At 31.5% G+C, this 13105-nt stretch carries 17 protein-coding genes; 2 read left to right on the top strand and 15 right to left on the bottom strand.

Going from position 1 to position 13105, the window contains the following annotated elements; genetic code table 11:
* Positions 1-52: 52 nt before the first annotated feature.
* The 3 genes from rsmI to T335_RS0109025 all read right to left on the bottom strand — a co-directional run bounded on the left by rsmI (position 53) and on the right by T335_RS0109025 (position 2813).
* Positions 53-898 (bottom strand): 16S rRNA (cytidine(1402)-2'-O)-methyltransferase, encoded by an 846-nt coding sequence (rsmI, locus tag T335_RS0109035; RefSeq protein ID WP_026477257.1) that lies wholly within the window; start codon positions 896-898, stop codon positions 53-55.
* Positions 891-1658, bottom strand: a complete 768-nt coding sequence (locus T335_RS0109030; protein WP_026477256.1) for a tRNA1(Val) (adenine(37)-N6)-methyltransferase — start codon at positions 1656-1658, stop codon at positions 891-893. The genes rsmI and T335_RS0109030 overlap by 8 nt, the downstream gene beginning before the upstream one ends.
* Before the next feature lie 135 nt (positions 1659-1793).
* On the bottom strand, positions 1794-2813 hold the full coding sequence (locus T335_RS0109025) for a hypothetical protein (RefSeq protein ID WP_026477255.1): 1020 nt from the start codon (positions 2811-2813) through the stop codon (positions 1794-1796).
* 324 nt (positions 2814-3137) lie between these two features.
* On the opposite strand from T335_RS0109025, the gene T335_RS21960 reads away from it, so the two are divergent.
* On the top strand, positions 3138-3308 hold the full coding sequence (locus T335_RS21960; protein WP_084281132.1) for an aspartyl-phosphate phosphatase Spo0E family protein: 171 nt from the start codon (positions 3138-3140) through the stop codon (positions 3306-3308).
* 172 nt (positions 3309-3480) lie between these two features.
* On the opposite strand, the gene T335_RS0109015 is transcribed toward T335_RS21960, so the two are convergent.
* The 8 genes from T335_RS0109015 to T335_RS0108980 all read right to left on the bottom strand — a co-directional run bounded on the left by T335_RS0109015 (position 3481) and on the right by T335_RS0108980 (position 10812).
* Positions 3481-4539, bottom strand: coding sequence for an anti-sigma factor domain-containing protein (locus T335_RS0109015; protein WP_026477254.1), 1059 nt, complete (start codon positions 4537-4539; stop codon positions 3481-3483).
* A complete protein-coding gene (gene sigI, locus T335_RS0109010) occupies positions 4529-5269 on the bottom strand; it encodes an RNA polymerase sigma-I factor (RefSeq protein ID WP_034328119.1) in 741 nt (246 codons plus the stop codon). Before sigI ends, T335_RS0109015 begins: the two co-directional genes overlap by 11 nt.
* Before the next feature lie 206 nt (positions 5270-5475).
* Complete coding sequence (locus tag T335_RS0109005; protein WP_026477252.1) at positions 5476-6111, bottom strand: TlpA family protein disulfide reductase; 636 nt, start codon at positions 6109-6111, stop codon at positions 5476-5478.
* Between the two features lie 378 nt (positions 6112-6489).
* Positions 6490-7383, bottom strand: coding sequence for a PSP1 domain-containing protein (locus T335_RS0109000; protein WP_026477251.1), 894 nt, complete (start codon positions 7381-7383; stop codon positions 6490-6492).
* Complete coding sequence (gene holB, locus T335_RS0108995; protein WP_026477250.1) at positions 7377-8363, bottom strand: DNA polymerase III subunit delta'; 987 nt, start codon at positions 8361-8363, stop codon at positions 7377-7379. The genes T335_RS0109000 and holB overlap by 7 nt, the downstream gene beginning before the upstream one ends.
* Before the next feature lie 19 nt (positions 8364-8382).
* Entirely contained in the window at positions 8383-8712 is a 330-nt protein-coding gene (locus tag T335_RS0108990) for a cyclic-di-AMP receptor (protein WP_026477249.1), read from the bottom strand.
* On the bottom strand, positions 8687-9343 hold the full coding sequence (tmk, locus tag T335_RS0108985; RefSeq protein WP_026477248.1) for a dTMP kinase: 657 nt from the start codon (positions 9341-9343) through the stop codon (positions 8687-8689). The genes T335_RS0108990 and tmk overlap by 26 nt, the downstream gene beginning before the upstream one ends.
* 26 nt (positions 9344-9369) lie before the next feature.
* Positions 9370-10812 (bottom strand): aminotransferase class I/II-fold pyridoxal phosphate-dependent enzyme, encoded by a 1443-nt coding sequence (locus tag T335_RS0108980; protein ID WP_051569225.1) that lies wholly within the window; start codon positions 10810-10812, stop codon positions 9370-9372.
* Positions 10813-11094: 282 nt separating this feature from the next.
* Here T335_RS0108980 and T335_RS22255 point away from each other — a divergent pair, with 282 nt between their 5' ends.
* Positions 11095-11244, top strand: coding sequence for a hypothetical protein (locus T335_RS22255; protein WP_156943662.1), 150 nt, complete (start codon positions 11095-11097; stop codon positions 11242-11244).
* A gap of 286 nt (positions 11245-11530) precedes the next feature.
* Here T335_RS22255 and T335_RS21955 read toward each other — a convergent pair whose 3' ends face one another.
* From T335_RS21955 to T335_RS22250, 4 genes are all read right to left on the bottom strand, one after another.
* The gene (locus T335_RS21955) at positions 11531-11701 is read right to left on the bottom strand and encodes a sigma factor G inhibitor Gin (protein ID WP_084281129.1); all 171 of its coding nucleotides are present in this window, start codon (positions 11699-11701) and stop codon (positions 11531-11533) included.
* Between the two features lie 178 nt (positions 11702-11879).
* On the bottom strand, positions 11880-12377 hold the full coding sequence (locus tag T335_RS0108960; RefSeq protein ID WP_026477246.1) for a hypothetical protein: 498 nt from the start codon (positions 12375-12377) through the stop codon (positions 11880-11882).
* Positions 12378-12479: 102 nt separating this feature from the next.
* Complete coding sequence (locus T335_RS0108955) at positions 12480-12674, bottom strand: hypothetical protein (protein ID WP_026477245.1); 195 nt, start codon at positions 12672-12674, stop codon at positions 12480-12482.
* A 206-nt stretch (positions 12675-12880) separates the two neighbouring features.
* Positions 12881-13024, bottom strand: coding sequence for a hypothetical protein (locus tag T335_RS22250; RefSeq protein WP_156943661.1), 144 nt, complete (start codon positions 13022-13024; stop codon positions 12881-12883).
* Between the last annotated feature and the right edge of the window lie 81 nt (positions 13025-13105).

Here is a 13105-nt window from a genome sequence, read left to right as displayed (position 1 = left end):
TTCCTCATATTTAAAGTAAAGAGTTATTACTCTTTACTTTTCTTTTTTATGGCTATAAGTCTATCGCTTCCTGATAGACATCTCTTTTAGGAACTTTCCTGATCTTAGCCACTTCTTTAATCGCATCTTTTTTTTCCATCCCCGACTCCATTAGTTGCAGTAAGTGGTCCTTAATACTTAAATCTTTAAAAGCTTCCTTCTCTAGTTCATCTAATTTTTCTGCTGATATTCCCTCAATCATTAAAACAATTTCTCCTTTTGGAGGTACTTCTCTAAATTGAGTTATTAAGTCCACTAAAGTACCCCTAATAAACTCTTCATATCGTTTTGTAAGTTCTCTACCTACCACAGCCCTACGATTATCTAATATTTTCAAACAATCTTCTAAAGTTTCTTGTAATCTATGGGGAGCTTCATAAAAAATTAAAGTCCGATCTTCGTACTTAATTCTTTCTAACCTTTCTCTACGTTTTTTCTTATCTCTACTTAGAAATCCCTCAAAACTAAATTGACTAGTATTCAAGCCGGATGCTATTAATGCTAAAATAGCAGCTGTAGCACCAGGTAATACTTCAACTTCTATCCCCATGTCTATACACTCTTTTATTAAGTCTTCTCCAGGATCTGATATACCTGGCATTCCAGCATCAGATACAAGGGCAATTTTCTTACCTTCCATAAGGTCTTTAATTAAATCTTGCCCTTTTTTCGCTTTATTATGTTCATGGTAGCTAGTGAGGCTTTTATTAATTTCAAAATGATTTAATAATTTAATTGTTTGTCTTGTATCTTCAGCTGCAATGTAATCAACCTCTTGTAAAACTCTTAATACTCTTAGAGTAATATCTTCTAGATTCCCAATGGGGGTGGGACATATATATAACTTTCCCTTATCCACAACTACCGCCACCTTCCCCTAATTTAGTTTTTCCATAAATCTCATAAACCTCATCGGTGTAGCTTCCATCCTCTTTATAGATAATTAAAGGATCAATAATTTTAAGTTCTGGTTGAGCTGATTTTTTGCACTCTAACAATAGTAAATTTGGTTTTGAACCATACTTTGAATGGACAAATCTAATCCGTTTGGGTTCAAGCTTATAATTACGACAGTGGACTATAATGTCTACTAATCTTTGAGGTCGATGAACCATATAAAACCTTCCATGGAACTTTAATAACTTTGAGGCTGTCCTAATTACATCTTCTAATGTACACTTAATTTCATGCCTTGATATCGCTTTTTTATCATCAGGATTAATTAATCCATCTGCATGCATATAAGGAGGGTTAGTTGTAACCACATCAAAAGTATTTACCTTTAGGTCCTTCTCGCATTCTTTTAAATCTATATTTAAAACTTCTACCCTATTTTCTAATTTGTTTAACTTGACACTACGTTGAGCCATTTCCGCCACATCTGCTTGTATTTCCACTGCTTTAATGTGGGTATCTAGGGTCTTTCCTGCTACCAAAATTGGAATAATTCCTGTTCCTGTACCTAAATCCACCACTTGCGAACCCCTTCTTACCTCAGCAAAGTTTGCTAGTAGCACTGCATCTAAACCAAAACAAAATCCTTTAGGGTTTTGTATTATTTTTAAATTATTTACTTGTAAATCATCAATTCTTTCCCCTAATTTTAATAATTCTTTCATTCTTTCCTCCTTAGTAGTTGGATCATAGGATAAATTATCAATTAATTATAGCATATCCTAACTGTTTAGGAACTATCAAAAGAAAAATCCCTTCATTTTTGAAGGGATCATTTCATTTGAAGAAGTAAGATCAATTTAATTTTTTTCCTGTATAGCTACTACTAGATTATCCTTTATATAAATAGTCACTTGATTACCTACGTTGATATGGGTTAAAACTGCCTTTAATTCTTTATCGACATAATAATTTTTAATTTCTTTATTCATTTCTAGCGTTATAGCAGGTGTATCTCCTAAATTCTTTGACATTAATCTACCCTCTAATTTTGTTATACTATTATTTCCTGTAATTTCAATAATCTCTCCTTGTTGAATCTTTACTGTTACAATTGTACCCGCAACAACAGAAGATAGATTTTGAGTAGCTCCGTTGATTTTGATTACAGCATCTGATTTTACTTTATATAATTCTTCTTTATTATCATATTGCAAAAGGATTTCTCTTCTGCTTACATCAACTCTTTTAACAGTGGCTTGTAATTCTTTAACTGTTACTGACTTTGCGTATAGGGTAATGATCTTAATCCCTTCAACCTGGGCTGTAATTTCCATCCCAACCTTTAGATCCTTTAATGCTTTTTGATTATTATCAATATAAATAACTGTATTAGAAACATGATATAAATTTGTGTTATTATTATCTTCTATGACAATTTCCTTATTTGATAGGTCGATATTTTTTATTACGCCCTTAATTTGGGTTTGCTTAGGTGGGGTTATTCTTGCCCCTCCAGTTGCTTTTATTTCTACAACCGTATTAGAAGAGTTGGTCTTAATCTGAACCTGATCACCTACTTGTAAGTCACTAAGCTTACCACTCTTTCCATTCAATTCAATTTTTGCGTCATTTGCAACTAATAGATGAATTTCTGCCGTTCCTTCTTGAATGACTATTCTTCTTTTAGAAAAGTCGATTGCTTTAATCGTTGATTCGTAGGCATAATCCTTTTCAATAGCTTGAATAAAACGTTTCTGTATTCCTGGTGGAAGTCCTCCTTTTTTACTTAAGCCTGGCGGTGTGAAAGCACTAGCAGAAGACAATGCAAATGTACATACTAAAAGTGTAGCTAAAATTTTTGATATCGTTTTTTTCATTTAAACTACCTCCTAATTTAATTTTCAATATAATATACGAGAGTAGCAGAATATTTCTGGGGATATATTTTGAATTTTTTTCAATAAATTACATTTAAGTTATTTATATCTTTTTAACTCATTATTATCTTAATTTAATTATTATTTTTAAGAGTTAATAAGTTTTATGTTTTTTAAATAGTTAACAATTTAATTCTTAAAAATTTTATTAAAACAATAGAAAAAAATAACCAAAAATTTCAAAAATATGGTTGAAAACTTCTTAAGTTAATAGTAAAATATTTAGGGAATAGAAAATAATAATCAAAAAGGAACGGAAGAATAATGGCTGAATTAAAGGAAATACGAATGAAAATTCAAGATTTGAGACAAGAAATGCATCAAGTTATTGATCAAAAAGAAAGTCTAATAAATCCAGAGGTAGTTAATATTAGTCAAATGTTAGATGATGCCCTAAATCAATATAATGTAGCCATAAATTCTCTGGAAATTTAACAAAAATAATAAAAAATTAACTCCTGATATAAAACATCAGGAGCTCTTTTTTTATAGGGATAGGAGTTCTTCTTAATTATTTTATTTTAATATGAAAGTACTTTGGGAATGATTTCAACGAAATTATCCTCTAAATCTTTCGAAGGAAGACTTGATTATAGACTTATCTCTATTAATTATTCTTTTTATTATTATCTTTAGTGTTTGATTTAGTGTTTGTCTTAGTATTATTTTTAATATTTTTATCTTCTTCCTTATTTATTTGATTCTTATTACTAGGATTAATTCTTTGCTGAATATCAATCTTAGGTATTTGATCAAACACTGGATGCTGCTTGTTTTCCTTATTACCTGGATGGGTATCGAATACTGGATGACTCTTATCTTCTTTGTTTTTTTCATCTTTGTTACCTGGGTGAGTATCAAATACCGGATGTTCCTTTTCGCCTTTATTACCCGGGTGGACATCAAATACAGGATGATCTTTCTTACTAGCTTCTTTTAGTAATTCTTTTACTTTCTTCTCTTTCAATTCCTCTAGAATAATTCCATCTTCGCCTGATTCTAATCGCTGAAAGATTTCCATCTTCCCAACGGATGTTTCTTCCTTCTGTGCCCTTAAGTATGTTTCATAGTCTGACTCTAGAGTAACCATGATTACTGAGCTTCCCATGCTTTTAATTGACATCTCTTCTGTTAATTTTTTTAGATTATCTGGGATATTTTTAAAATCATTGTCTACTTCCTCTAAAAATATAGTTGTCAGCAGAATAAAATTTTCTTCTAGGTCTGCTAGATACCCCAGTTCATCCGCCATTCCTATAATTTCTTGAAAAACTACCTTTACATCTTTATTTTTCAAAGATTTATCTGAGAAAATTTCAGCTTCTTTATTAAGAGGGACAATATTAATAACCTCTTGTTTGCTATTTACCTCTAGCACTATACTTGGATTAATATCTATCGTTAATAGAGCTATTGGGATTGCCTCTGTTTCAAGCCCTCCTAAAAAATATACACTACTCATTACTAAAAGAATAATGGCAGCTGCAATAGCAGCTATTGGCTTAATAAATGATTTTTTTCTTTTTAATAGTTCCTCAGCCATAAATTCTATTTCCATTCCTACAACACTATCATTGCGCTTTTTTATTTCTTCAAAACCACACTGACTTGTCATCACCACCATAGAATTTGACCTTATTTCCATAATCACTCCTTTAAACTTCACAGTCTTGCCTCCCTTCTACCTGTGAAATATAACCTTTCAGTGTATCTAGGTTACTATCTAAAATTAGGATCACTGCAATGATAAATTTCCGACTTCTCTGCAGTATCTTTTTTGAAACCTGTAAATCTCTAATAAGATCTGTAACGGGTAAATTATGGGTTTTCATAAGTTTTGCCTTAAGATCCTTTTGCCCATATACATATCTCCCTATTTCTACAGCCTTTATTCTAGTATCTAAGTGTTTAGGAGCCTCCCTCAATAAATCATCTAATGTCACACCAAAAGCCTCCATTTGCTTTATTAAAGTTGCCATATCCATCTTAATTTCTAATTGGTTTTCGAAACTTTCCACAGCGGTAAACTGATCTAGGCTTGATTCATCTTCCTCAAAAGAAAATTGACTTATGTAAACTTCCTTTAGCCCTTTAGATTCTTTTCTCAATTGATCAATTATTCTACTTCTAATTACGATGGCGGCAAAGCTTAAAAAGCTCCCTTTCTCTTTATTGTATTTATCAATAGCTTCATTGAAAGCCATTAACCCAACACTATAAATATCATCATTTTTTATATCTACATATTTTCCAACTTGTTGACTAATATTTTTTTGAATAAATGGGATATATTCCTCTATAAGACGATTTTTTTCGATTTCGTTACCCTGTTGAATCATTGAAACCCGATCTTCTAAGGATTGTTTACCCTTGAGGAGCTTTAGGATATTTCTCACTGCTACACCTCCTGTTATAAATTACGTTCTGCATTTTGTTTTTAGGTGTCGAAACAATCATATTCTTCCCTGAAACTAATAATCTATAGTAGTTTGCTGAGTTGTATAATGCTCATATTTCTATAACTTAAATATAAATTCATAGTGATGTTATTATGCAATTACTATGCCTACAATTTACCCTATATTATTAGAAAAATTCTTACCTAGGGTAAGAATTCTTCTAATATCATTTCTATTTCATCTAATAGTTGATCTTCTTTAACCAATGATGTTAGTGACAAAAGAACATTTCCTCCTGAGTCTACTATGACTGTGGTAGGAAAGGTACCCACAAAAAAAGTTTGTTGAGCTTCCGACTCTTCATCAATCAATAAGGTGTAGGAAAGCTCCATTGATTTGATACGATCTATTACTTCATCCTTTGTTAATGTATCAAAGCCTGTTGCGTGGATCCCAAGAAGATGCACCTCATCCTGAAGTAATGGATGTAAATTTTCTAATATCATTAATTGCTCTTTAGCCTCCTGGCTCCATTCAGTCCAAAAAGTCAATATTGTAAGCCTATTGTCCCCATCGTATATTGATACTTCTGTTCCTTGTTCATCTTCTAAAACAATGTTTTCCTTTTTCCTATCTGGCTTTCTATTTTCATTATCGCTTTCATTGTGATCTTCATCATCTTTTTCATCTTCATTATTTATTGGATTTTCTTCACCTAAATTTTCATCTATTTTGGGCGGTTGCTCTCCAACTTCTTGATCTTTATTTCTACACCCAGCAACCCCTATAACTAGACTAAGAACTAGTAATAAAATAATGTATTTTCCGCTTATTTTCATAAAACCACCTCATTTGTTTTTATGTATAAATTATAATTACTATCTCGTGTTTACTATGCTATTCTATTATATCAAATTTATACCCCTTAAGCTATTATAACAATCTGCTTATACTTTCTATATTTTACCATTTTTTTATTTTCATGAACAAAGTCTTCCTTCGGAAGATTTATGGATGACTTTAGGTGAAAAAACTAAGCGACTTACACAATTTAATCCATTAAATTGGTTATCTGCTTATCTTGAAACTCATTACGTAGAGTTCTCTTATTTTAATAATAATTAAAGTCGAACTTTCCTATTCATTATAAAAAAGCCCAGTTGAACACACAAACAAGGTGAACAACTGAGCTACCAATTCAAAATTAATGAAAACTACTATTTATCGGATTCTAAAGCCCTTAATTCTCTTTCTAGGTCCTTTGGTATTTCTTCTTCTGTACTTGGCTTTCTTTCATCTCTAATTTTGGTGACATCATCTATAAAATAAACCTTCAGGTCTTCCGAATTATCAGCTTGATTCTTAATTTTAACTTTTACTTGTTCTAATAAAACATTAGTGTCTATGACAGTTCCTTCTCCATCAATAGTTTTAACAATAGCCCCTATCCCAGGCATTTTATCTATGATCTGCTGATATAAATTATGTTCATACTTTAGGCAACAAAACAATCTTCCACAGATCCCAGAAATTTTAGCAGGGTTCAAAGACAAACTCTGATCCTTTGCCATCTTAATTGAAACAGGTTCAAAGTCGCCTAACCATGATGAACAACATAAGGACTTACCACAAGGACCGATACCACCAATCATCTTAGCTTCGTCCCTAACTCCAATCTGCCTTAATTCAATTCGAGTTTTAAATATCGCCGCTAAATCCTTTACTAGTTCTCTAAAATCAACTCTGCCATCGGCAGTAAAGTAGAAGATTACCTTATTATTATCAAAGGTATATTCTACATCAATTAATTTCATTTCTAGTTCATGATCCTTTATTTTAGTAAGACATGCTTCAAAAGCTTCTTTTTCCTTTTCTTTATTTTCCTTATGTTTAATTTCATCTTCTTCCGTTACAATACGAATAACTTTTTTTAGGGGCGCAATAATATCATCTTCTGGCACTTCCTTTGGACCCACCACTACTTCTCCAAATTCTATGCCCCTTGCTGTTTCCACTATAACATTTTGATTTTTAGTTATTTCTATATTATCTGGGTCAAAATAATAAATTTTTCCAGCCTTTTTAAAGCGTACCCCTACTACTGTTACCATAATAATACCTCCTGAATGTTCAAAAGCATCATCTCTATGTTAAGTTGATAATTAACATTACTTCTAATGTTGCCTTTGGCCTTATCTATTATAGAAATAATATTTGTTAATTTCTTTAAACCTATTCGATTTGATTGTTCTTTAATGATTTCTATTTTATCATAATTCATAACGAAATGTAATTCTTGGGTTTCTTTAAAGATGATTAGGTCTCGATACCAACTTGTCAAAATATCTAAAATCTCATCTATATAATTCTTCTCCTCTACAAAGAAGTCCACTTTTTCTAATAGACTAATTGATTTGCTTTGAAGAAGTTCTTCTGTCAATTGAAGTATTCCTTCTCTTCTTCTGCGAAAATCTTCATCCTCCAACATTCTAACTGCTTTTCCAAAAACTCCATTAGCAAAAGAGGCTATCACCTTACTTTCTTCAAGAGATATCCCTTTTTGTTTAACTAAAGCTTCCTGAATTTTTATTGTTTCAACGGGCCGTAGCTTAAATATTTGGCACCTTGAAATAATAGTTGGTAGCAAACTATTAGAGTTGTGGGTCAAAAGAATTAAAGTAGCATAGGGAGGCGGTTCCTCCAATGTTTTTAGAAGGGCATTTTGTGCTTGTATCGTCATATTTTCAGAGTGATTAATAATAAAGACCTTCTTTTTTCCTTCATAAGGTTTCATCTGAATTTCCTTCTGTAGCTCTCTGACCTTTTCAATCTTAATTGTCCCTTCCTCTTCGATTAGGAACACTTCTGAATGATTCCCTTGATCTATTCTTCTACAGCATTGACAATGATTACATGGTTTTATTCCTTCAGATGTGCAAATTATTCCCTTAGCCACCTCTAATGCTAACTTTTTTTTACCTAATCCAGATATACCTTCAAATAAATATGCATGGGAAAAATTTTCTTTTAATAAACTATTTTTTAATAGATCTTTTATTCGTTCCTGTCCAATTATTTCTTCAAAGGCCATTGATATGGACCTCACTTTCCTACAGCTTTACGTATTTTTCTACATCCACCACAAAAACCGTTGCCCCTCCAACCTTTACTTCAATAGGAAACGGAATGAATACACCTGTAGCACCAGATACTGGAGTTGGTGAAGTTGTAATTTGCTCCCTTGATTCACAATTATCCTTAATAATTTCAATTACCTTATCCACCTCTTCATCTTCTACCCCTACCAACAAAGTCGTATTTCCTGACTTTAAAAATCCTCCTGTTGTGGCTAGCTTTGTTACTCGAAACTTATGGGTGGTTAATTCATCTAATAAAGAATGTACATCTTCATCATTAACAATTGCAATTACCAATTTCATAGTAATCCCCCTTTTTTAATAAGTTTTCTAATAAATATTGGATTTCACTTTGTATTAGTTCTATACTTTTACATGCATCTATTACATGAATTCTTTCAGGGTACATCCCCGCCAAGTCCATATATGCAGCATGTACTTGTTTATGAAAATGAATTTTTTCTAACTCTAACCGATCTTCCTTACCCCTAGACACGATCCGTTTTAATCCTTCTTGAGGATCAATGTTTAGTAAAATTGTAAGATGTGGTGAGAGTCCTTGAGTAGCAAAATCATTTATCTCCTTAATCTTATCATAGCCTAAGCCTCGACCCTTTCCTTGATATACTAAGCTAGAATCAATAAAGCGATCACAGATTACAATCTCTCCTCTTTCTAGGGCTGGTAATATCACTTGATTTACTAATTGAGCTCTAGAAGCTGCATACAATAGTGCTTCTGTTGTAAAGGCCATTTCTTGATGTTCTTTATCTAAAACGACTTCTCTTATTTTCTCTCCAATTATGGTTCCACCCGGTTCTCTTGTTATTAGGACTTTATGATTTAGCTTTTCAAAAAATTCCTTTATGAAACGTATTTGGGTAGTTTTTCCGGCTCCGTCCATTCCTTCAATTGTAATTAAAAATCCTTTCATTATCTCACCTCATAATTCATTCCTGTCTATTTAATAACTTCTATTCGTAGATTAGTTTCACCCTGTAGCCCTACGACTTCCGTTCCTGCCTTATTTATTATTTTGATATAATCAATGATCTCTTTATTGATTATTTCTCCTGGCATTAATATTGGTATCCCAGGAGGATATGGAATAATTGAAGTTCCACTGATCCTACCTTCTGCATCATCTAAATGCATAATTTGTTTTTCTTTATATAGGGCTTCTCTAGGTGTAAGGAACCCTTTAGGAATCGCCATCTTATAAGTGGGATACTGAATATGATTGCTAGTCCATCTTTTCTTATCAACAATTTCCTCTAGGGCATCTGCCAATCGCTGAAAATCCTTTTTTTCATTGCCAATTGTACCTATGGCTAAAGCCCCATAAAGGTTAGAAAGCTCCATTTGAATAGCATAATTATTTCTTAGTTCTGCTTCTAATTCAACTCCACTAACTCCTAATCTATGGAGATTTATCCAGAGCTTTGTTGGATCTACAGTATAGAGATCTTTTTTATAAGGATCTGCTCTTAAAAAGCTAACACCTTCAAATTGGCTCATTCGCTTTTTAAAGTATTTGATGTTTTCGAGTAGTTCTCCCATTAACTGTTTTCCATAATACTGATAAACGAACATGGCATAATCTAAGGAAGCCAATAATAGATAAGATGGACTACTACTTTGATTAAGCCTTAACATAAATTTAAGTTTATCTAAATCAATACGATTACCTTGTACATGCAGCATAGAACTTTGGGTAAAAGCAGGCAATGTTTTATGGGTACTTTGGACTACAACATCGGCCCCGCATTGTAGTGCTGGTAATGGCAGTTGGTTGCTTAAACCTAAATGAGCTCCATGGGCTTCGTCTATTAATAGTATTTTATCATATTTATGGACAACCTCGGCGATTTTTTTTAAGTTACAAGCAATCCCGTGATAAGTTGGATATGTCAGGACAACAGCTTTTACATCGGGATGTCTAATGATAACATCTTCTACATGTTCTGCTGAGATTTCTAATGCAAGTCCATTTTCATGATCTATTTCTGGAAATAAATATACAGGTACACAATCAGCTAGCATTAAAGCATTTATGACAGAGTTATGACAATTTCTACCAATTACAATCTTATCTCCAGGCTTAGTTGTAGCCATGATCATGCTATATATCCCTGAGGTACTTCCGTTCACCAAGAAAAAGGTTTTTTTACTTCCTAGCAGATGACTTGCCCTTTCCTGTGCTTCATTAATAACTCCTTTAGCATTATGTAAGTTATCTGTTCCTGGAATTTCAGTCGTATCAAGATTAATTAGCACTTCGTTAAAATTTTTATAGGGAACTTTTTTGAATATATTTCCGTTTTTATGGCCAGGAACATGAAAAGATACTAATTGTTGTTTTTGTATGGATATAAGTTGATCAATAAGGAGTTTTTCCTCCATTTATTCCATCCTTTCTTTTAAAAGTCTCGTCTAATAACATAAAAATAACACTGTAGGCTCTATGTAATTGAGAAAATTGCATAATACCATAAATCTAAATTTATATTCGATTTATGCAATTTCTTCAATTAAATGTTCTTTTATTCAATATTCGATAAAGCTGTAACATTTCCTTTTATCCAAAATAAATGTATATTTTTTTTATGAAAGTGCAATACTATTTATAGTTTTAGTCTGTCTTAAATTATGGGCAAAAACTCAAAATAAAGGATGGTGTTTTTTATGAATAATGATAAGATCAACAGTTTAAAGGATCTTATAATTGCCTATGGTAACCAAAAAACTGATCAAGAAATCTCACAGTTATTGGATATTCCATTGGATAAAGTAAAAGACGAAAGAGAGAAAGTTACCTTTCAAACGGTAAAATAAAAAATCACCATCATCTAAGTTTTAGCACAATTATTTTTTAATCTAGAGAGAGTGTCTTATTTTAGATTCCTATTTTAAGACACTTTCTTTATTTTAATTAGTATATTTGTCTAATAAACTATCCACATCTTTAAGTCTTGATATATAAATCTAAACACCAGAAAAAAACAACCTACCACTTTAGTAAGTTGTTTCTTAAAGCCAGCCTTATTCTTTGAGGAAATTTCTAAAAACTTACCAATGAATTTATGCATGATTTATACAATTTCCTCCTTTATTTGTTTGACTACTCAAATAAAATCTCTTTTATTTTTTCCTTATATTCTTCGTACTTTTCTTCACCGGGTTGCGTACTCACAATTTCTTTTTCGCATTCTCTACATATGTACTGTTCTTTTATTATAATTCCTTCTTGATCTTGTTTATTACAAATATAACAACTTAATTCATTGATCATACGATCACCAACCTTTTTTATTTTTACCTATTAGTTTAACCTATTACTAATATTTTATTCGCTATTCTCGTACATTGTTATTATTAATTTTAACAAAACTCATTTTTTTACGATCTAGTTATTAAAAAATCCAACCAGATTAACCTGGTTGGATTTTTTAATATATTACTATATATTATTAGCTTTTCACTTTTAATTGTTTATCTATAGCTTTATATAGGGTTTCATTAGGTTGAAAGATAAAACGATAAATCTTATTCTCCCTTTCAAATTGACCAACATAAATCTCTTCTCCTTTAAGCTTACAAGATAAAGAATATATTTTCTTAGCTTCTCCTTTATCTGTTACTTCATCAATTGGTCTAACCCAATCTAAATCATAAACCTTAACGTTTAAAACTTTATGTTCTCTTTTCCCCAATTGCTTATGAAAAATTAGTTCATCATCTATCAATACATAGGTATATTGAGCTAATTTTCTATTGATTAAATACGAACAAAAAATACCTGCTAAAACAAGTATAAGAATGCTAACTATACCAGCCATCCCTCGGGGCAAAAAGTTTGTTAGTTCAACTAAAACATTAATTATTAAGACGATTGCTAAGATATACATCATATTTTGCCAAAATGGTTTCTTCGGTTCACTAACAGTCTGCCGAATTAAAGACGCCATATAAAATCCACTCCCTTAATAAATTCTTTACTATCTTATCACCTTATGGCCGATTCTTCAAGAATAAAATAAAAATAGCCCCTTCCACTTTATAGGAAAGGGCTATTTAACAACTCTTATTCTTTCTGGCCTTGGTATATCTTCAACTTTAGTAGCTTTTTTACTTTTCATATGTTGCTTATGATAATGGTTTTTTCTTAATTCTTCTCCTGTTAAATAAACTAAACTAACCATAAAAAAACCAATAGGGATTAATAAAATAAATAAAAATGAAAAACCGATAGTAAAATGAAACACTTAAAAATCCCCTCCTCTAGTTAGAAACCATCTACTTTGCAGTCCTTAAGTGCAGACCTTACAATTTTCCCATTAATTATACATACTTATTACTTATTCTACATTATATTGTAAAATCCTGCTGAAAAAAATAGGGAAAAAAGACTATATTTAAAGCAAAAAGACCTCTGACTCGAACAAAGGTCCCTTTACTATAGGATCTACTTTTACTTCACCAATGCCATTAAATAAACCTTCTTTTCTCTATTGGCATTGATTTCGTCCTCTATCTTCATTAATTGTGTCAGTTGTTCTTTGCTTAAATCAGCATAATTCATACTTCCTAAGTCCTTCACTACCTCTTGATTCATCTTTACCACCTCCTAAGATAGTTTGTACGCTTATGAGGGGTTTTATAACCAAATTGAGGTAAAATTTTTATTAATTATGGA

Source organism: Alkaliphilus transvaalensis ATCC 700919 (assembly GCF_000621485.1).
In the GTDB taxonomy this organism is placed as follows: domain Bacteria; phylum Bacillota; class Clostridia; order Peptostreptococcales; family Natronincolaceae; genus Alkaliphilus; species Alkaliphilus transvaalensis.
This window is presented reverse-complemented; position numbering and strand designations above follow the sequence as displayed.

Bases quoted from the DNA above. Each gene is read 5' to 3' on its own strand.
- T335_RS0109030 (WP_026477256.1), bottom strand. From the start codon at position 1,658: ATGAAAGAATTATTAAAATTAGGGGAAAGAATTGATGATTTACAAGTA.
- T335_RS0109025 (WP_026477255.1), bottom strand. From the start codon at position 2,813: ATGAAAAAAACGATATCAAAAATTTTAGCTACACTTTTAGTATGTACA.
- T335_RS21960 (WP_084281132.1), top strand. From the start codon at position 3,138: ATGGCTGAATTAAAGGAAATACGAATGAAAATTCAAGATTTGAGACAA.
- T335_RS0109005 (WP_026477252.1), bottom strand. From the start codon at position 6,111: ATGAAAATAAGCGGAAAATACATTATTTTATTACTAGTTCTTAGTCTA.
- T335_RS0109000 (WP_026477251.1), bottom strand. From the start codon at position 7,383: ATGGTAACAGTAGTAGGGGTACGCTTTAAAAAGGCTGGAAAAATTTAT.
- holB (WP_026477250.1), bottom strand. From the start codon at position 8,363: ATGGCCTTTGAAGAAATAATTGGACAGGAACGAATAAAAGATCTATTA.
- T335_RS0108990 (WP_026477249.1), bottom strand. From the start codon at position 8,712: ATGAAATTGGTAATTGCAATTGTTAATGATGAAGATGTACATTCTTTA.
- tmk (WP_026477248.1), bottom strand. From the start codon at position 9,343: ATGAAAGGATTTTTAATTACAATTGAAGGAATGGACGGAGCCGGAAAA.
- T335_RS0108980 (WP_051569225.1), bottom strand. From the start codon at position 10,812: ATGGAGGAAAAACTCCTTATTGATCAACTTATATCCATACAAAAACAA.
- T335_RS22255 (WP_156943662.1), top strand. From the start codon at position 11,095: ATGAATAATGATAAGATCAACAGTTTAAAGGATCTTATAATTGCCTAT.
- T335_RS21955 (WP_084281129.1), bottom strand. From the start codon at position 11,701: ATGATCAATGAATTAAGTTGTTATATTTGTAATAAACAAGATCAAGAA.
- T335_RS0108960 (WP_026477246.1), bottom strand. From the start codon at position 12,377: ATGGCGTCTTTAATTCGGCAGACTGTTAGTGAACCGAAGAAACCATTT.
- T335_RS22250 (WP_156943661.1), bottom strand. From the start codon at position 13,024: ATGAATCAAGAGGTAGTGAAGGACTTAGGAAGTATGAATTATGCTGAT.